This window comes from Streptomyces sp. NPDC014891 (assembly GCF_043081085.1).
Taxonomy (GTDB): Bacteria; Actinomycetota; Actinomycetes; order Streptomycetales; family Streptomycetaceae; genus Streptomyces.
Genome location: NZ_JBIBWF010000007.1, coordinates 107,160 through 121,019 on the forward strand (window position 1 = coordinate 107,160; position 13,860 = coordinate 121,019).

Annotated in this window: 17 protein-coding genes and 1 tRNA gene; 7 read left to right on the plus strand and 11 right to left on the minus strand. The window is 63.9% G+C overall.

The window, feature by feature from the left end; all coding sequences use genetic code 11:
- Together ACF09E_RS21140 and ACF09E_RS21145 are read right to left on the minus strand one after the other, a co-directional pair.
- On the minus strand, positions 1 to 357 hold the full coding sequence (locus ACF09E_RS21140; protein ID WP_392206497.1) for a hypothetical protein: 357 nt from the start codon (positions 355 to 357) through the stop codon (positions 1 to 3).
- 138 nt (positions 358 to 495) lie between these two features.
- Complete coding sequence (locus tag ACF09E_RS21145; RefSeq protein ID WP_392206498.1) at positions 496 to 1,275, minus strand: GntR family transcriptional regulator; 780 nt, start codon at positions 1,273 to 1,275, stop codon at positions 496 to 498.
- An 18-nt stretch (positions 1,276 to 1,293) separates the two neighbouring features.
- On the opposite strand from ACF09E_RS21145, the gene ACF09E_RS21150 reads away from it, so the two are divergent.
- From ACF09E_RS21150 to ACF09E_RS21160, 3 genes are all read left to right on the plus strand, one after another.
- Positions 1,294 to 1,764: an NUDIX hydrolase gene (locus ACF09E_RS21150; protein WP_392206499.1), complete on the plus strand. Its 471-nt coding sequence runs from the start codon at positions 1,294 to 1,296 to the stop codon at positions 1,762 to 1,764.
- Positions 1,761 to 2,117, plus strand: coding sequence for a hypothetical protein (locus ACF09E_RS21155; RefSeq protein WP_392206500.1), 357 nt, complete (start codon positions 1,761 to 1,763; stop codon positions 2,115 to 2,117). Before ACF09E_RS21150 ends, ACF09E_RS21155 begins: the two co-directional genes overlap by 4 nt.
- Positions 2,118 to 2,652: 535 nt before the next feature.
- Complete coding sequence (locus ACF09E_RS21160) at positions 2,653 to 3,468, plus strand: hypothetical protein (protein ID WP_392206501.1); 816 nt, start codon at positions 2,653 to 2,655, stop codon at positions 3,466 to 3,468.
- Between the two features lie 65 nt (positions 3,469 to 3,533).
- Here the strand turns inward: ACF09E_RS21160 and ACF09E_RS21165 are convergent, their stop codons facing one another.
- The gene (locus tag ACF09E_RS21165; protein WP_392206502.1) at positions 3,534 to 4,304 is read right to left on the minus strand and encodes a transposase; all 771 of its coding nucleotides are present in this window, start codon (positions 4,302 to 4,304) and stop codon (positions 3,534 to 3,536) included.
- Positions 4,305 to 4,365: 61 nt separating this feature from the next.
- Here ACF09E_RS21165 and ACF09E_RS21170 point away from each other — a divergent pair, with 61 nt between their 5' ends.
- On the plus strand, positions 4,366 to 4,635 hold the full coding sequence (locus tag ACF09E_RS21170; RefSeq protein WP_392206503.1) for a YrhB domain-containing protein: 270 nt from the start codon (positions 4,366 to 4,368) through the stop codon (positions 4,633 to 4,635).
- A gap of 153 nt (positions 4,636 to 4,788) precedes the next feature.
- On the opposite strand, the gene ACF09E_RS21175 is transcribed toward ACF09E_RS21170, so the two are convergent.
- From ACF09E_RS21175 to ACF09E_RS21205, 7 genes are all read right to left on the minus strand, one after another.
- Complete coding sequence (locus ACF09E_RS21175; protein ID WP_392206504.1) at positions 4,789 to 6,714, minus strand: AAA family ATPase; 1,926 nt, start codon at positions 6,712 to 6,714, stop codon at positions 4,789 to 4,791.
- Entirely contained in the window at positions 6,711 to 7,283 is a 573-nt protein-coding gene (locus tag ACF09E_RS21180) for a hypothetical protein (protein WP_392206505.1), read from the minus strand. Before ACF09E_RS21180 ends, ACF09E_RS21175 begins: the two co-directional genes overlap by 4 nt.
- A complete protein-coding gene (locus ACF09E_RS21185; RefSeq protein WP_392206506.1) occupies positions 7,280 to 8,659 on the minus strand; it encodes a hypothetical protein in 1,380 nt (459 codons plus the stop codon). The genes ACF09E_RS21180 and ACF09E_RS21185 overlap by 4 nt, the downstream gene beginning before the upstream one ends.
- 193 nt (positions 8,660 to 8,852) lie before the next feature.
- Entirely contained in the window at positions 8,853 to 9,200 is a 348-nt protein-coding gene (locus ACF09E_RS21190) for a hypothetical protein (RefSeq protein ID WP_392206507.1), read from the minus strand.
- Entirely contained in the window at positions 9,197 to 9,904 is a 708-nt protein-coding gene (locus ACF09E_RS21195; RefSeq protein ID WP_392206508.1) for a GntR family transcriptional regulator, read from the minus strand. Before ACF09E_RS21195 ends, ACF09E_RS21190 begins: the two co-directional genes overlap by 4 nt.
- The gene (locus ACF09E_RS21200; RefSeq protein ID WP_392206509.1) at positions 9,861 to 10,124 is read right to left on the minus strand and encodes a hypothetical protein; all 264 of its coding nucleotides are present in this window, start codon (positions 10,122 to 10,124) and stop codon (positions 9,861 to 9,863) included. The genes ACF09E_RS21195 and ACF09E_RS21200 overlap by 44 nt, the downstream gene beginning before the upstream one ends.
- A gap of 475 nt (positions 10,125 to 10,599) precedes the next feature.
- Positions 10,600 to 10,878, minus strand: coding sequence for a hypothetical protein (locus tag ACF09E_RS21205; RefSeq protein WP_392206510.1), 279 nt, complete (start codon positions 10,876 to 10,878; stop codon positions 10,600 to 10,602).
- 78 nt (positions 10,879 to 10,956) lie between these two features.
- Between ACF09E_RS21205 and ACF09E_RS21210 the strand changes: the two genes are divergently transcribed.
- The 3 genes from ACF09E_RS21210 to ACF09E_RS21220 all read left to right on the plus strand — a co-directional run bounded on the left by ACF09E_RS21210 (position 10,957) and on the right by ACF09E_RS21220 (position 12,317).
- Positions 10,957 to 11,721: a GntR family transcriptional regulator gene (locus ACF09E_RS21210; RefSeq protein ID WP_392206511.1), complete on the plus strand. Its 765-nt coding sequence runs from the start codon at positions 10,957 to 10,959 to the stop codon at positions 11,719 to 11,721.
- A gap of 181 nt (positions 11,722 to 11,902) precedes the next feature.
- Positions 11,903 to 12,109, plus strand: coding sequence for a hypothetical protein (locus ACF09E_RS21215; RefSeq protein WP_392206512.1), 207 nt, complete (start codon positions 11,903 to 11,905; stop codon positions 12,107 to 12,109).
- Between the two features lie 136 nt (positions 12,110 to 12,245).
- Positions 12,246 to 12,317 (plus strand) — tRNA-Tyr (locus ACF09E_RS21220).
- Positions 12,318 to 13,013: 696 nt separating this feature from the next.
- Here ACF09E_RS21220 and ACF09E_RS21225 read toward each other — a convergent pair.
- Positions 13,014 to 13,487, minus strand: a complete 474-nt coding sequence (locus tag ACF09E_RS21225; protein WP_392206513.1) for a hypothetical protein — start codon at positions 13,485 to 13,487, stop codon at positions 13,014 to 13,016.
- Positions 13,488 to 13,860 lie beyond the last annotated feature (373 nt).

Sequence of the window (13,860 nt, forward strand, 5' to 3'; positions counted from 1 at the left end):
TCAAGCGGCCTTCTGGTTCGCCGCGCTGCCGACGAGCGAGGTGACCGCGACGGCGCGGAAGGCGATGCCGTGCCGGCGCTGGCCGTTGAACTCGTTCTCCCAGGGACGGGCGATCAGGCCGGTGACGGCGACCGGGGTGCCCATGACGAGGTCGGCGGAGACGCCGGTCTCCGGGACGGTCACGGTCAGGATCTCGACCTCGCCGTTCGCCGCGAACATCACGTCCACGGTCGACAGCGCGGCGCCGGTCTCGGTGTCCATGGCGCGCTCGCCGGTACGGCGGTCCTTCACCTTGGGCTGCGGGGGCTGGGCGACCATCACGGAGGCCGCAGAGGTGTCGACGGGGATCTGACGCACAGAGATCACTCCTCTAGAAGTGCTGGACTCCGTCACTCATGTATATGAGTGACATGAAGAAGAGTGCCTGACTCCTATACATGAGTCAACCCGCCCGGACGAAGAAGTCCAAGCGGGTTGAGGTGAGTTGACCGTGTGTCAGTCGGCGGCAGGGATCCGGTACTCGAAGACGAACTGGTCAGCGGCCATGAGGGTGTCGCAGACCTCGACGACGCGACCGGTCTTGGTGACGGCGTTCCGCAGCAGGTGAACGACGGGGGCCCCGGGGCTCAGGGCGAGTTCGGAGGCTTCAGCCTTGGCTGCCGGCCGAGCCTGCAACGTCTCGACGAACTCGGTGAAGACGTGTCCGTCGTCCTCCAGCCGGGCGTAGATCCCGCCGGGGCCGGGGTTCTCGGAGAAGAGCTGAGGGATGTCCTTGACCACGTCCCACGGGAGGTAGGAGGAGGCCGTCTCGACGGGAACGCCGTTACGGAAGTACAGACGCCGCCGCGCGAGCACCTGCGTACCGGTGTCGACGCCCAGGCGCTCGGCGATGTCCTCCGGCGCTGCCATCGGCCCGATGTAGAGGACGCTCACTTTGGCGGTGGCGCCGGACTGGGCGGACTCGGCGAGGTAGGCAGCCTTCCCGCCCCGGCGGTGCGAGGCCCGAAACCGGTCCGAGGAGCGCAGCCGCACGGGCGGCCGGTCCTTCACGATCGACCCCTTGCCGTGCCGCGTCTCCACGAGCCCGCTCGCACGGACCTCGACCATCGCCTTACGGATGGTCCCGCCGGCGACGCCGTACCGCTCGACGAGCTCGGACTCACTCGGCACCAGGTCGCCGGGCTTGAGAACACCGGCCTTGATCTGCTGCACGATCTCCTCGGCGATCTGGACGTACCGGGGTACGGCCCTCCCACCTCCTGCTGTCGTTCCCATAGTCCTTCTCACTCTCCTATGCTCCTGTACATGAGTAACAGCGCCCGAGAGACGACGTCAACGCCACTGCACTCCGTGTCGGTCGCGGGCGCAGTCGTACGCGAAGACGGCCGCCTCCTCGCGATCCGCCGCGCGGACAACGGCACGTGGGAACTCCCGGGCGGCGTCCTCGAACTCACGGAGGCCCCGGAAGAGGGCGTGGCCCGCGAGGTCTGGGAGGAGACCGGCATCCAGGTAGAGGTCGAGGAACTGACCGGGGTCTACAAGAACACGACCCGCGGCATCGTGGCCCTGGTCTTCCGCTGCAAGCCGTCGGGCGGCGAGGAACGAACCTCCACGGAGTCGACCGCGGTCGAGTGGCTCACCCCGGAGGAGATCGCCGCCCGCATGACCGAGGTGTACGCGGTCCGCCTCCTCGACGCCCTGGACAACAAGGGCCCGCACATCCGCAGCCACGACGGCCAGCACCTCTTGGAGAAGTCGGAATGACGAAGCCGAAGCAGCTGAACGAGTTCGAGAACGTCTACGACTTCCTGAACAGGGTCCGCCTGCATCCCGAGGGATGGGTTCGCCACGGTTCGCTGACGCATCTGGGCGCCATGCTCGCTGGATACCGAGTGGCGATGGCGGTGTACAACGCCGAAGAGGATTTCCCCTTCTGGACGCCAGGCAACCTATCCCCCTTCGACGCATGGCTCGGCCTGCGCAACGGCGGCCTCAATGCCCAGGGCTGGGCGGTAGCGATCGAGCGTGAGGCAGAGGCCATCGACACACCAGCTATCGAGCTGTTCTTCACTCTGCTCGACCAGTTCCGAGCCGAACGCCAGCAGCCAGCGCGGTAAGAGTTTCCCTACTTCATCAAGGCACCCGCCGCGCACAGCGCGGCGCGCGCGGCCCGTCGCCCGGGCCTGCGCTCCTGTCTCCGCCCCGCTCCAGCCCGACCGCCGGCCGCACGCCTGACAGCTCGGGTTGATGGGTGACGAACCCGCGATGCGGCCGAAGAGGTACGCGAGTGCGGCTCAGGACGATGCCTCCGGCGGGGGGCGCTCAAACTCCGGGATGGAGGGGGCTCCGTGGGCGGGTGCCGGCCGTGGGGTGCCGAGGTGGGGGAACTCCCATCCCGTCTGCCGTCGACCCAGGCAGAGCCGAGCAGACACGGCACCGGGCGTCCAGGTCGTTCGTACAGTGGCGCGCTCCACCTGGACGCCCGGCACCGCGCCTGCTCCACGGTGTGTGGGTCGACGGCAGACGGGATGGGAGTTGGGGGGCGTTGAGGGTGCCTTCGCCAATACGATCCGGCGCCAGAGGACTTTGCTCGTGCTCCCGGTTTGCGAAAATCGAGGTGCCTTGAGCCGAGGCTGGGAGACCATACCTGGTATGACTTACAGCGGTGATCCGTCGGCCGGGAGAACATCCGTACGATTTGAAGAGCTGGCAGAGTGGGGCGATCTGTGGGACAAGTACGACGCCAGCACCGATGGCCCACAGCCCGTCCCTAGTTGGTACCACTCGATTCGACATCGGAACTGGTGGGGCTCTGGTGCAACCTTGAGCCAGCTTCACGCACTTGCCAGGGATCACGGCATACCCGTCGCCCGGGTCCCGCCTGCCGATGTTCTCCGCGAGCTTGTTCAGGCCGACGATGAGCACGAAGCGAAGCTTGCTGTCCTCCTGCGGCACCAGGAGCGGATACGCACCGCATGCCGGCACGAAGTCCCGAGCGACTCCGACGGCTGGCTTACCGACTATCCCGAAACAGCCAGGCGGGTTCTTGCCGCGTGGGATGACGGTCACCTCCTCGCTGCCGCATGTCTCGCTCTGGCGGCAGCTGAAGACCTGATGTTCATCGTTTCTCGTGTTGACCGAAGTAAAAAATACCCCGGGCTCACAAGCGCAGCAGCTCGTGAGCCGCACCCGCAATGGTGGCCGCATGAGCAGGTTGTCCTAACGCCGATCGAGTCCCTGTTCAGTCGGTACTTCCCGGAGAAGAACGATCCGATCCCTCAGAACCTGTCCCGACACGCGGTCATGCATCGCTTGCCTTTGGAGCACATGAACGACGGGCACTGCATCGTCGCGATCATGCTCATGGTCTCGCTGCTCGCGGAGCACGAGTGGCACATGATCGAGGAGCAGATCGACATGTGGGACGAGGACGGCGAAGAAGACGGTGATGGGGCAGCCGCAGACTAAGGGCTGTCCCGTAAATGATCTCCGAGTCGTCTCGGGCATGGTGGGCCGCCGTGCGGCCCGCTGGCCTATCCGGCGAGGGCGAGGTTGTGCATCCGTGCGATGCCGAGCATGGCGTGGTGGACGCCGTCTCCTTTGAGGCGGCAGTCGCGGAGGATCTTCCAGGTCTTCATCCGGGCGAAGACGTGCTCGACACGGGCCCGGACCTGCTTGTGGGACTTGTTGTGTTCCTCTTTCCAGGCCGGAAGTTCGCTCTGGCCGCGCTCTCTACGGTGTGGGATGACGAGTCCGGTGCCGGGATAGCCGCCGTCGGCGATCGTGAGGGTCTTGCCGACGGCGGTCTTGGCGCCGGACTCTTCCCATGCCTTGCAGTCGTTGCGGTTCCCGGCAAGCGGCCGGCCGACCACCACGACCAGGCGGGTGTCGGCATCGACGACGACCTGGTGGTTGGTGGAGTACCGGTAGTTCTTCGACCGCTCGGCGATCGTGTGGTCCCGGGTGGGGACCCGGGTGCCGTCCACGATGAGCACGGTGTCCTTCGCGAACCGCTTGCGGGGCTGGAGAGCGAGCATCGGTCCGAGGTGGTCGATGATGCGGTCCGCCGCCGACTTGGATACTCCGAACAGCGGGGCGAGCTGCCGCATCGTGAGGTTCGTGCGCCAGTAGGCCGCGACCAGCAGGGCCCGGTCCTCCAGCGGAAGTCTCCACGGACGGCCCCTGCGGACCGCGTCCGCACCTGTGCGTCGCAGCACCGTCACCAGCTTGCCGAACTGCCGTGGGTTGAGCCCGGTGAACGGGGCTATCCAGGAAGGCTCCGACGCCGTGATCACACCAGCCACGCCAAGATCATCCCAGGCCGGTTAGGGTTCCTTCTTCGAGCCGACGGACTGGAGACGGATCATGGAGCAGGACGAGGCCCTGCAACTCGCGGTGGCGTTTCTCGCCCGCAGCCAGCGCGATGACGAGCCGCCTCTGGCCATCGACGCAGAGCGGGTTCGTGCGAGCAACGGGCTCCTGATCGTGCCCTACAACTCTGTGCAGTACCTCGCCTCGCGTGATGCGAGAGAGCAGCTGTTGGACTGCTGGCCCATCCTCGTCGACCTTGAACGCGGAGACGTGCGGTTCGGGACCCTGGACGAGCGGCATCTGTGGAGGAACCCGAGCGCCTGACACCTGTCCGTAACCCCAGTTACGGGACAGCCCTTAGGCGAAGCCAGACTGTCCGATGAGCCGGAAGCTTGCGGGTCCATGAGCACTCCCAAGCAGCTACAGCCCAAAGCCGCGTCGCTGACATCTGTCTTCAGCGGGCTCCGGTCCCAGTGACTATTCATCGACTGATGCAATGGGGTCGACAAGTCCCTCTCCTGGATGCGGAACTGTGGTGACCGTCGGATGGTGATAGTCGACCCTAATTCGAGCGAATTCGCCCTGGTATTCGTCGGGGAGTTCATTGTCCGAGATGATGAGTTGCACCGTACCCGGAACCTCGTTTGCCAACTTTACGAGACGTTTGTAGATCGCAGCACAGGTCTCAGTGGCAGTGTTCAGGGCTAGGCGAGGTCCATCGATCACAAGAATAGATGGATAGCGGCAATCGACTTCTCGCGCGACGGTAATAAGGGAGGTCCAATAGGCGATTTGAGTCGCAGTCATCGACCCCCCGCCACTCATCAGTGTTTTAGTGAAAACCTTCCCATTGATTAGAGGGAGGTAGTTCTCGCGATCGAACCCGCAGGACTCAACTGTGGCAATCTTCAGTCCCGCAACGGTCTTCCGAAACTCCTCCTCAATGCGACTAAGGACGGAGTCTTTATGCTCAGCCAATGCGGTCTTGCGTGCTGCAATTTCCGCCTTCAGGCGTTCCTGCTCAGTGCGATGGCCCTGCACCTCGCGCTCGATGTCGGCCACGCGGTCCCACTGCTGTAGCGCCAGATCATAGGCCTCCTGGCGGGTGCGAGCAGTCGCCAGGCGATCCGAGGCATCACTGAATGCCTGTAGTCGGGGGGTAATTCGATTCGCAGTTCGCGACTCAAGAGTCTCGGTGAGATTCTTCACCAACGATTCGCGATCATCGACCGCTCGATATGCTCGCTGGAGATGATGTTCCGTCACCTCAAGTTGTGCTTCCATCTCATCCATCTGCAACTGAAGCTGCTGAAGTTCGTAGCTGCCTGTTGGCTGACCGGATGCAACGGGGTCGGGCTGTAGGCAGAGTCGACATACATCGTGCCCTGCGTCCCTATTTTTGAGTGACTGCATACAGCGCGGACAGGCTGCGAACTCGATATTTGCAAGCCTCGCTCCAGCATCACGCATCCGCTCAAGGCGTGCACTGTCCGCCTTGACGCGCCTCTTTTCCAGCGAGATTTCCCCGCGTTCACGAAGCAAGTCTTGCACTGCGGAACGGGCTTCAGCGAGCGTCCTTTCTGCATCCGTCAGGAGATCTCGATACACCTGCGTTTGGCGGTCCACAACGGGGTCCAACTCTTCACGGAGCGAGTTGAGCTCTTCCTGGGAATTCTCTTGTTCTGAAATGGCTTCCCCGAGTGCCTGTTCCACCTCTTCCCGGCTGCTCGTGTTGCTGTCATTCAGGAATGTTAGGACTGTCTCCAGATTTGCACCCTCACTGTCAATCTTTCCGTTAAGGATATTGACATTCGACTGCATTGCGAGAATTTCCGGGTCCGTTAGCTTGAATAGGAGCTCGAATACGGCCTTTCTTTTGGGGTCGTAGTATCCGTCGCGACTGTCTGCGATATCTCTGTTGACGGCGTATTGCGGAACGTAGAGGTACTTGAAGACATCGCCAAAGGTCACACGGCTTCCGGCTTTGCTGCTCCGGCTCTTCTGTGCTGCGGCCTTGATATCGTCCGGGAGTCCTAGCTTCCCCAAAAGGAACCCATTGAAGCTCAGCTCCCCATCACCGATTGTGTGATCAGGAAGTCGCTCCCCCGTGCGGAGATCCACGATGCGTACGTTCTTGCTCTTCGCTGCATCGAGACTGCGAAGAAACAGGAAGTGTTCGTCGGCGATACTCACGTCGAGCGCTACATCGTTGACCGATTCTGTAGCAACCGAAGCGAGACGAGCTTCACCAGCAGCAAAACCATACTTGATCAGCTCAAGCAACGTCGTCTTGCCGGCCCCGGTAGGCCCTTCGAGCACGGTTAGGTCAGCTGAGAACTCGTGCCGCACCTCGCCCTCGGTTGTATGAAGGACAACTGCGTTCAGGCGAAACTTGATCGTCATCTGATTACCTGCCGATGCGGACGGTCCATCAGTTCTTCTAGCCTTTGATAGATGAGCTCTTTGATGGCATTTCCGGTCATGCCTGATGAAGCATCGGCAATGGCCTCGCTACGCTCGCCCAGCGCCTTCCACTCAGGCGCCGCGCTCAAGTCTTGTGCGAGGCGTCTGCCCTCTTTTGTTGTGGATAGGGCTACGCTTCCTTTCCTTCCTTTGACGTACCGCAGGAGCCCGCGGCCGATCAGGGCGCCAATGACGGAATAGTAGCGGTCATCCCAGGGCCCGTATTTGTATCGAATCATTGGCGATTCGACTTCAGTCGGAGCTGAGATGTCCTCCTGAGAAAGGTTGAGTCGAGGATCAGATTCGGATAGAGCGTCGAGTACCTGCGGGGCAAGGGCTGGATACCGCAAAAGGAAATCGAGCTTTGCGAGTTTGGTAAGACCATCCAGCTTCTTCGAGTGCCCAGACGATCTGACCACGGCGTCTACTAGCACGAGGACCCTGGCTTGATGGTACGCCGAGTCTTCCCTCAAGAGCAGTAGCTCTAGGTCTTCATAGCTGGTCTTCACGCGGCACTTCCGCGGTTCTCCTCGCGGAGGCGGGTGATTTCTCCTCCTACGTCGAACCGGTCGCTGAACCAAATCTGGCAAGCGTTTGCTAGGTCGCTGATTCCACCCAGCATCAGGTCAGCGTCCATGCCTAGTGGAATTCTGTCCTCTGGGATTTCATCCAGGAAGTCTTGAATGGAGTTCCAGAAATCCGCTCCCCATGCGCCGTTCGAGCGCAACAGAGGTGTATCCGCCTTATCGCTTACGCGAAGGAGGAGGCGACGTAGTCTCTCGCGCTCGGCCATAGCCGTCGGGTCGCCTGTCAGACGGTCGCGCCAGTAGCGGAGGTAGTCTTTTCTGAGTTGCTCGCTGCGCTCGATGCTGTTTTCCGAACAATCCCCTTTTCGCATCTTAACTGCTGATCGACTCAACCTTAGGGGTGAGTCCAGAGAACCATAGGCGGCGGGATTGGCCATTGCCGTCATAACTGCTACATCGATGTCTTGCATCGTGACGATGCGGCTGGCGAGGGATCGTTCCCGGTCTCCCGTCGTGGGAGGTTGAGATCCGTTGGCGAACGCCAACACAGGAGAGATGATCGCGTCCGGCCTTGGGCCAGCGGCTCGCATTCGCGTGAAGAAGAGCCCGTAAACTGCATTCCATACAGCTTCGGGAGGTACGTCGTACCCTAGGTGCTCAATGATCGGTTTTGCGAATTTTGAAGGGGCAGCGAAGCCGATGTCAGCCCGCCTGGTTAGGCTGTGCTGGATGTCCAGCATGGAGAGAAATCGCGCTACCTGGTGTCGCTGAATTTCCTCCGGGATTCTATTAGTGTTATCTTCCGTCCATTCTTTGGGTAGATGTTTGCCGCCGTGAGTGATAATCGCCGAGTGGAGCTTTTCGACTAGCTGGGCGACATCCCCTTCGGGAGTGGTTTCTTGCTTGGTGAGACGCAGGTCCCGCATCGATTTCATGGCGGCTACGAGGTCTTGCGGATCTCCGCTAGCGATCCCGCCTGTAGTAACGAGTCGGCATGTAGGCTTTTCTCTAAGGGCGCGCCAGCGTAGAAATAGATGCGCAAGGCCGCCCGCATCGGCGAGCTGATTTACTGTTCTATATGCGTCCACTGATGGGTCGCGATGCTTGGCGGAAACGAGCTCTGCAGCGTCTCCCTTGAGAGCAACCCAGTCCTCGTGGAATTCGCAAAGGATTCGACGGTTCGCGTCATCCTGAAGAGTCTTTTCCGACCCCAAGGCGTCGTGATACATCTGCAGGCCATCCGCGGCCGCCATAGACGCCTGCCAGTCGTAGCGGTCTAGCGTATCGGCGCCGGCATCGTCGGGTTGCGGCGTTGTCACGACTAGCTCGGCAGCCGTCAGCTCCAACTGTTCAGGCAACGTGTCCCCACCCTGTCTGGCTCTGAACTGTTGCTAGATGGTGGCATGAGAGGGCCTGTTCGCGCAGCAGTGGTCGCATTTCGGCCATGCCCGTGCATCTAGCCTCCGCCAAGAGTCCGTCTCCGGAACAGCATGCAGAAAAGCCCCGGACTGAGGCCGGGGCTTCTCGTCATCGCTGCGGGTGTGTTGTTCGTTAGCCGAAGGCAGCCGCCGGCAGCGTCGGGCCCTCGGTGTCGTTGCGATGGGTGTCCGGGCTGGGTAGCGGCAGGCGGTGGCCGCGGCTCTCCGCCACGCGCAGTGTGTCCCGCAAGGATTCCGCGAGGTCCTGCGCCAGGGCGCACAGCTCGTCCGGGGCGGTGTCAGTGGCGCCGAGTACGTCGGATGCGTGGTCCAGTAGCTCGGCCGCCAGGTCGAGCTGGATCGCTTCGGTGTTGTCCGCCAGGCGGGACAGGTGGCCGTTGGCGTCGTCGGTGCTCAGGAAGCAGGGCTTGCCGTCGGGGCCTGACCAGGGGAGGAGCCGCAGTTCGTTGCGGGGCATCATCTTTCCGCCTCCCTTTCTTTGGTCGTGGTGTGGGTGGTGAAGACCGCGTCTGCGCGATCGCCGGGAAGGACCAGGAACGCGGCTTCCACTACGCGGCCGGTGGCGTTAGTTGCCACGCTGGTGATCGCGAGGACCGCCAGTGTGGAACTGATTCGGAGGGTCGTCGCTTCCTCTGGCGTGGGGAGCCGGGCGATGACCGTCTCTCGGATCTCGGCCGATGTCGGCTCCACTCCCTGGAGCCATGGCGTCGGGCCGAGTTGGGCGGTCGGCGCCAGGTCGCGGGGGACGTAGATGCGGGCCAGGCTGTGAGGTGACTTTCCCTCGTGGGTGATGCAGAGGAACTCGGTCAGAGGGCTGTTCGACGAGACCCTCAGCAGGGCTCTGAGGTGTCCGCGCGCTCGGAGGTTGGTCGTGCGGATGCTGACCTGGAGTGCGGGATCGAAGGGCGTGCGGCCGCCGCCGGCGTACGTGATGCGCCGGAGAGGGGGACGGATGAAGTTCCCCTTGCCGTGCACCTTTTCGATGAGTCCCTCGGCCTGAAGGAGCGCGAGAGCGTTTCGCAGCGTCGGCGTGCTGACCTTGTAGTGGGTGGCGAGCTGGGTTTCCGAGGGGAGGCGTTCGCCGGCCTTGAGGTTGCCCGTCGAGATCTGGACTCGCAGTTCAGCGGCGATGGCGTGGCGGCGCGAAGGCACGGCGGGAGTCACCGCCCCTCAGCATTCGCAGGGCGATGAGTCGAGTCCGGGAGTGCATCGTCAGAAGCTCGCCCGTTTCGAAGAGAAGGCGTTTGGCGCCGCCGGGGAGTTGGAAGAGGTTGGCCACCCGGCACGGCTGACCGCCGATCTGGATGACGTCTCCGAGCTGCACGGTGGCCGAGGTGATCTCGACGTTGGAGGCAAGGGCACCGCTGGGTGCCCATCCCCTCACTGGGTTACCTCCCGCCGTGTGTTTTTTCCGTCGTCGGTCGGGTGGCAGGTGCACTCGCACGCTTCGTAGACCACCGGGATCCCAACCGGTGCCGCAGCGGGGGAGGAGTGGGCGCAGTCGTGATGAGTGCCGATGCGGCAGGCGCTCGATCGGTAGGAGGCGACGGAGCGTGTTACGCGCGGCTGGGGGAGACCCGGCATTAGAGGGCCTCCGCCGGTGCGGACGCCGAGCGCTGCAACTCGCGCTTCTCGCTGGCCAGTACGTACGGGCAGACGGGCGCGCTGTCCTCGCCTGCGAGCACGTCGGTACAGATTCCGCGCGTCGCGTTGAGTGCCGTGGGCCAGTCGTAGAGGCTGTGATGAACGATCGGCGCTCGGACGGGTGCTAAGGGGCGGCGATGCCGGCCCGTCGGGAGGTGCCGCGCTCTGGTACGCGTGAGGGCGCGGCGGATACGGTTGAACATGCTGATCAGCTCCTATCGCTGATGGCCGGGTCCCCGGACGTCGCCTGTCGCGGGGACCGTTTTGCTCACTGCGGCCCATAGAGTTCGGCCGCCCAGGCTGGTGGCGAGGAGACCGAAGCGGTCTGCCTGTGCCACGACTTCCAGGACCTCCCGCCATGTCTCGGCGGGGAGGGTCTCCGGTACCTCCGCTTCGATCGATGTGTGTCTGGTGTGTTCCTGCACGCGTGTGGTGAGTCCGATGGCGGACAGCCGGGCGGCGAGGGCATCCGCGCTTACTTCTGGAGCAGGCACAGGGCAGCCTCCGTCACCAGCGATCACTTTGAGTGAAGCTAGTTAACTAGATTAGAGCTAGTGGACTAGATTTTCCATATGTCTGAGCAGCCGCCATACCTCCGCATCGCCGACGAACTGCGGCGGCGGATCGCGGAGCACGAGTGGACTCCCGGAGACCGGCTGCCCTCTCGGGCCCAGATCGGCCAGGACTGCGGGGTGGGCGAGAACGTCGTTCGCCGGGCCCAGGAGTTGTTGATCTCCCAGGGCGTGCTGGAGGGGCGGGCCGGGTCCGGGACCTATGTGGCCGAGCCTCGCCAGCGGGTGCGGATGGTTCGGTCTGCGGCGCGCGAGCAGCCTGCCGGGTCGCCGTTCCGGGCCGACATGAAGGCTGTGGGACGGAATGGCGGCTGGGAAAGCCGGACCGATGCGAAGGTGCCTGCGCCGGCGGAGATCGCTGCACGACTCGGGATCGGTGAGGGCGAGCTGTGCGTCCGGACCGTGTACGAGTTCCTCGCCGACGGACGGCCCGTTCAGCTGTCCACGAGCTGGGAGCCGTACGACCTCACTGGCGGGACTCTCGTCGTCCTTCCCGAGGGAGGGCCGCACGCCGGGGCCGGTGTCGTGAACCGGATGGCCCAGATCGGCGTCACCGTCAGCCACGCCGTCGAGCAGCCCGAGCCGCGGCAGGCGACCATCGAGGAGGCGTCACTCCTCGGGATTCAGAAGGCCTCGCTCGTTACGCACATCCGGCGGACTTACTACAGCGACCAGGGGCGGCCCGTGGAGACGGCGGACATCGTCGTACCCGCTGCGCTCTGCGAGATCGTCTACGAGATCCCCATTAACCGGCAGCAGGCGTAGCGCTACACGGACTATCGTCGGCACCGGCTGCAATCCCGGTGCTGCAAAGACGGGCGATCGAGCGACGGATGACCGGGAGTTCCCGTTGCTTGCGCCCGTACCAACCGAAGGCCCCAGGCATGCCTGATGGACGTTGCGAGGCGCCGTGATGGACGCAGAACGAAGGGCCCGGATAGCCGGCATGGCCGAGGTCGTGCGGCCCGTCTGGGCCGAGAGCCACGACGGTGCAGCCTTGCAGGAGTTCTTGAAGCAGCGCGGTTGTGACGGGGTGGATGCCGTCATGGTCACCTTGCAGGTCGCCGGTTGTGGGCTCGCCGAAGCGCAGGAGATGTTCTTCGCCGCGCCGCGCCGTGCCGCGTCGAAGAGCTCCGATTCCACAACGCCGTAATGAACGGCTTGGAGCAGTCCCAGGACGACGCCTGACGTGCAGCGCACCTCGGGCGCTGACATCCACAGCTGACATCAACGACGGTGGATGACAGCAGTCCTCTACGACCCTTCGTGGTGTCCGCGAGCTGCGATCCGCCCTCAGCGGCTACAGCCCGCACGAGCTTGTAAAGCGGGGGTCGTCGGTTCGAACCCGACAGGGGGCTCCAGGCGGGAACGTCGTGGGTGCCCGGCCGATCTTGGTCGGGCGCCCACGACGTTTTCCTGTACAGGGGTGGGTAAGCGGTCGAACCGGCAGGGGCCCTGTAGACGCGCCTGCGGGCGTCCATGACAGACGGGCAGGACCGGGGGCGTCTCACCGACGAAGAGGTCGCGCAGATGGTGGATCTGTGGCGCCGGTACTGCGCTCACGACCTGGACCAGTGGGAGGCTCTCCATACGGAGACACCGCACGGGCCTGCCTACGTCCTCATGACCCGGTCCTTCCACAGGAGTGGGGCCCCTCCATTTTCCGTACGTTCTGAGCGACCTCGACGCTCCCCGACGCCCGGCCTGTGCTTCCACCGCCGTGCTCTGCGCCCTCGCCGTGCGTCGGGTCTGCGGGCAGCGTGGGGAAGGGGGCCCGCCGTGGGCCCTGAGGAGGGGACGGGATGACTCAGTCGAAGTGCAGTGCACCCACCAAGAGCGGCGGCCGATGCCGAAGCAAGGCGATCATCGGTAGCTCCCGGTGCGCCAGGCATCAAGGACCGTGGTCCGCGTACGGAGTGGAGCAGCGGAAGAAGAAAGAAGCCGAGGCGAAGATGCGCAAGCTTCGGAAGAAGCGCTGACGGGGGCTGCCGACCCGCGAGGCCGACATCCACGGACGGCGTCAACGACGGTGGATGTCGGTCGCGCCACGACGGTTCTCAGGACCGTGTACGGATCGACGCTTTCGAAGCTCCGAGCGCTCCCACGGCCGTGTGGATGTGGGCCGGGCCGTGGTGTGGGCGTTCTCCTGCGCACCACCAGGACAGGCGCTCTTCCGTGTCCTCCCTCGGGTGCATGCCCAGGCCGTGCTCGGGGCACAGGGGCCATGCCTGCCACAGCAGTTCCATGACGGTCTCCTGCGCGGCATCGGCGACGCTCGCCAAGGCGGAGTCGAGGTCGTCCTGTGAGTCCCAGTCCAAGGCGTTGCCCTGCCACTCGCCGTTGGCCATGGCGACGTAGACGTTCTCCGGCTCGTCCGCGTCGTAGGACGAAAGGGCCAGCAGTTGCAGGGGTTCCACCTGGGGAAGCGTCGCCGCGAGGTCCCGGTTCAGGAGGGCGAGAGCCTGGTCCCACGCCGGGTACTCGCCCGGCGGGACGCGGCGTGACTCAGGGGGGTCGAAGAGGGCGCACATGAGTGCCATCCTCCGTCACGCCGGGGGCAGACCCCATCGCTTTACGGCCCTGCCCTCTGCGAAGACCGCAATGCGGGGGCCGACATCAGCTTCTGACAACTTTGATGACTGGCGCCACGGCCGTTCCTACTTGGTGTCCACGCAGGGGCACTGGGTCAGTTGCCCCTGCGTGGACCTGGGAAGTCTCAGTCCACACTTCTTGCAGTGGGATGCATCCCTCCGTATGTCACGTCCCGGAGGCATGCGAGCCTTCCCTTTCGGGCGTTCTACGGGGTACGACATACCGAGCCCCCAGTTCTGCCCCCAACCTGCACCCACCGGAGTGATGGGCCGTCAGTTAGGGGCCTCGGGCATGAGTGTGGCAGGCAGATGG

Bases quoted from the DNA above. Each gene is read 5' to 3' on its own strand.
- ACF09E_RS21145 (WP_392206498.1), bottom strand. From the start codon at position 1,275: ATGGGAACGACAGCAGGAGGTGGGAGGGCCGTACCCCGGTACGTCCAG.
- ACF09E_RS21150 (WP_392206499.1), top strand. From the start codon at position 1,294: ATGCTCCTGTACATGAGTAACAGCGCCCGAGAGACGACGTCAACGCCA.
- ACF09E_RS21155 (WP_392206500.1), top strand. From the start codon at position 1,761: ATGACGAAGCCGAAGCAGCTGAACGAGTTCGAGAACGTCTACGACTTC.
- ACF09E_RS21160 (WP_392206501.1), top strand. From the start codon at position 2,653: ATGACTTACAGCGGTGATCCGTCGGCCGGGAGAACATCCGTACGATTT.
- ACF09E_RS21170 (WP_392206503.1), top strand. From the start codon at position 4,366: ATGGAGCAGGACGAGGCCCTGCAACTCGCGGTGGCGTTTCTCGCCCGC.
- ACF09E_RS21175 (WP_392206504.1), bottom strand. From the start codon at position 6,714: ATGACGATCAAGTTTCGCCTGAACGCAGTTGTCCTTCATACAACCGAG.
- ACF09E_RS21190 (WP_392206507.1), bottom strand. From the start codon at position 9,200: ATGATGCCCCGCAACGAACTGCGGCTCCTCCCCTGGTCAGGCCCCGAC.
- ACF09E_RS21210 (WP_392206511.1), top strand. From the start codon at position 10,957: ATGTCTGAGCAGCCGCCATACCTCCGCATCGCCGACGAACTGCGGCGG.
- ACF09E_RS21215 (WP_392206512.1), top strand. From the start codon at position 11,903: ATGGCCGAGGTCGTGCGGCCCGTCTGGGCCGAGAGCCACGACGGTGCA.
- ACF09E_RS21225 (WP_392206513.1), bottom strand. From the start codon at position 13,487: ATGTGCGCCCTCTTCGACCCCCCTGAGTCACGCCGCGTCCCGCCGGGC.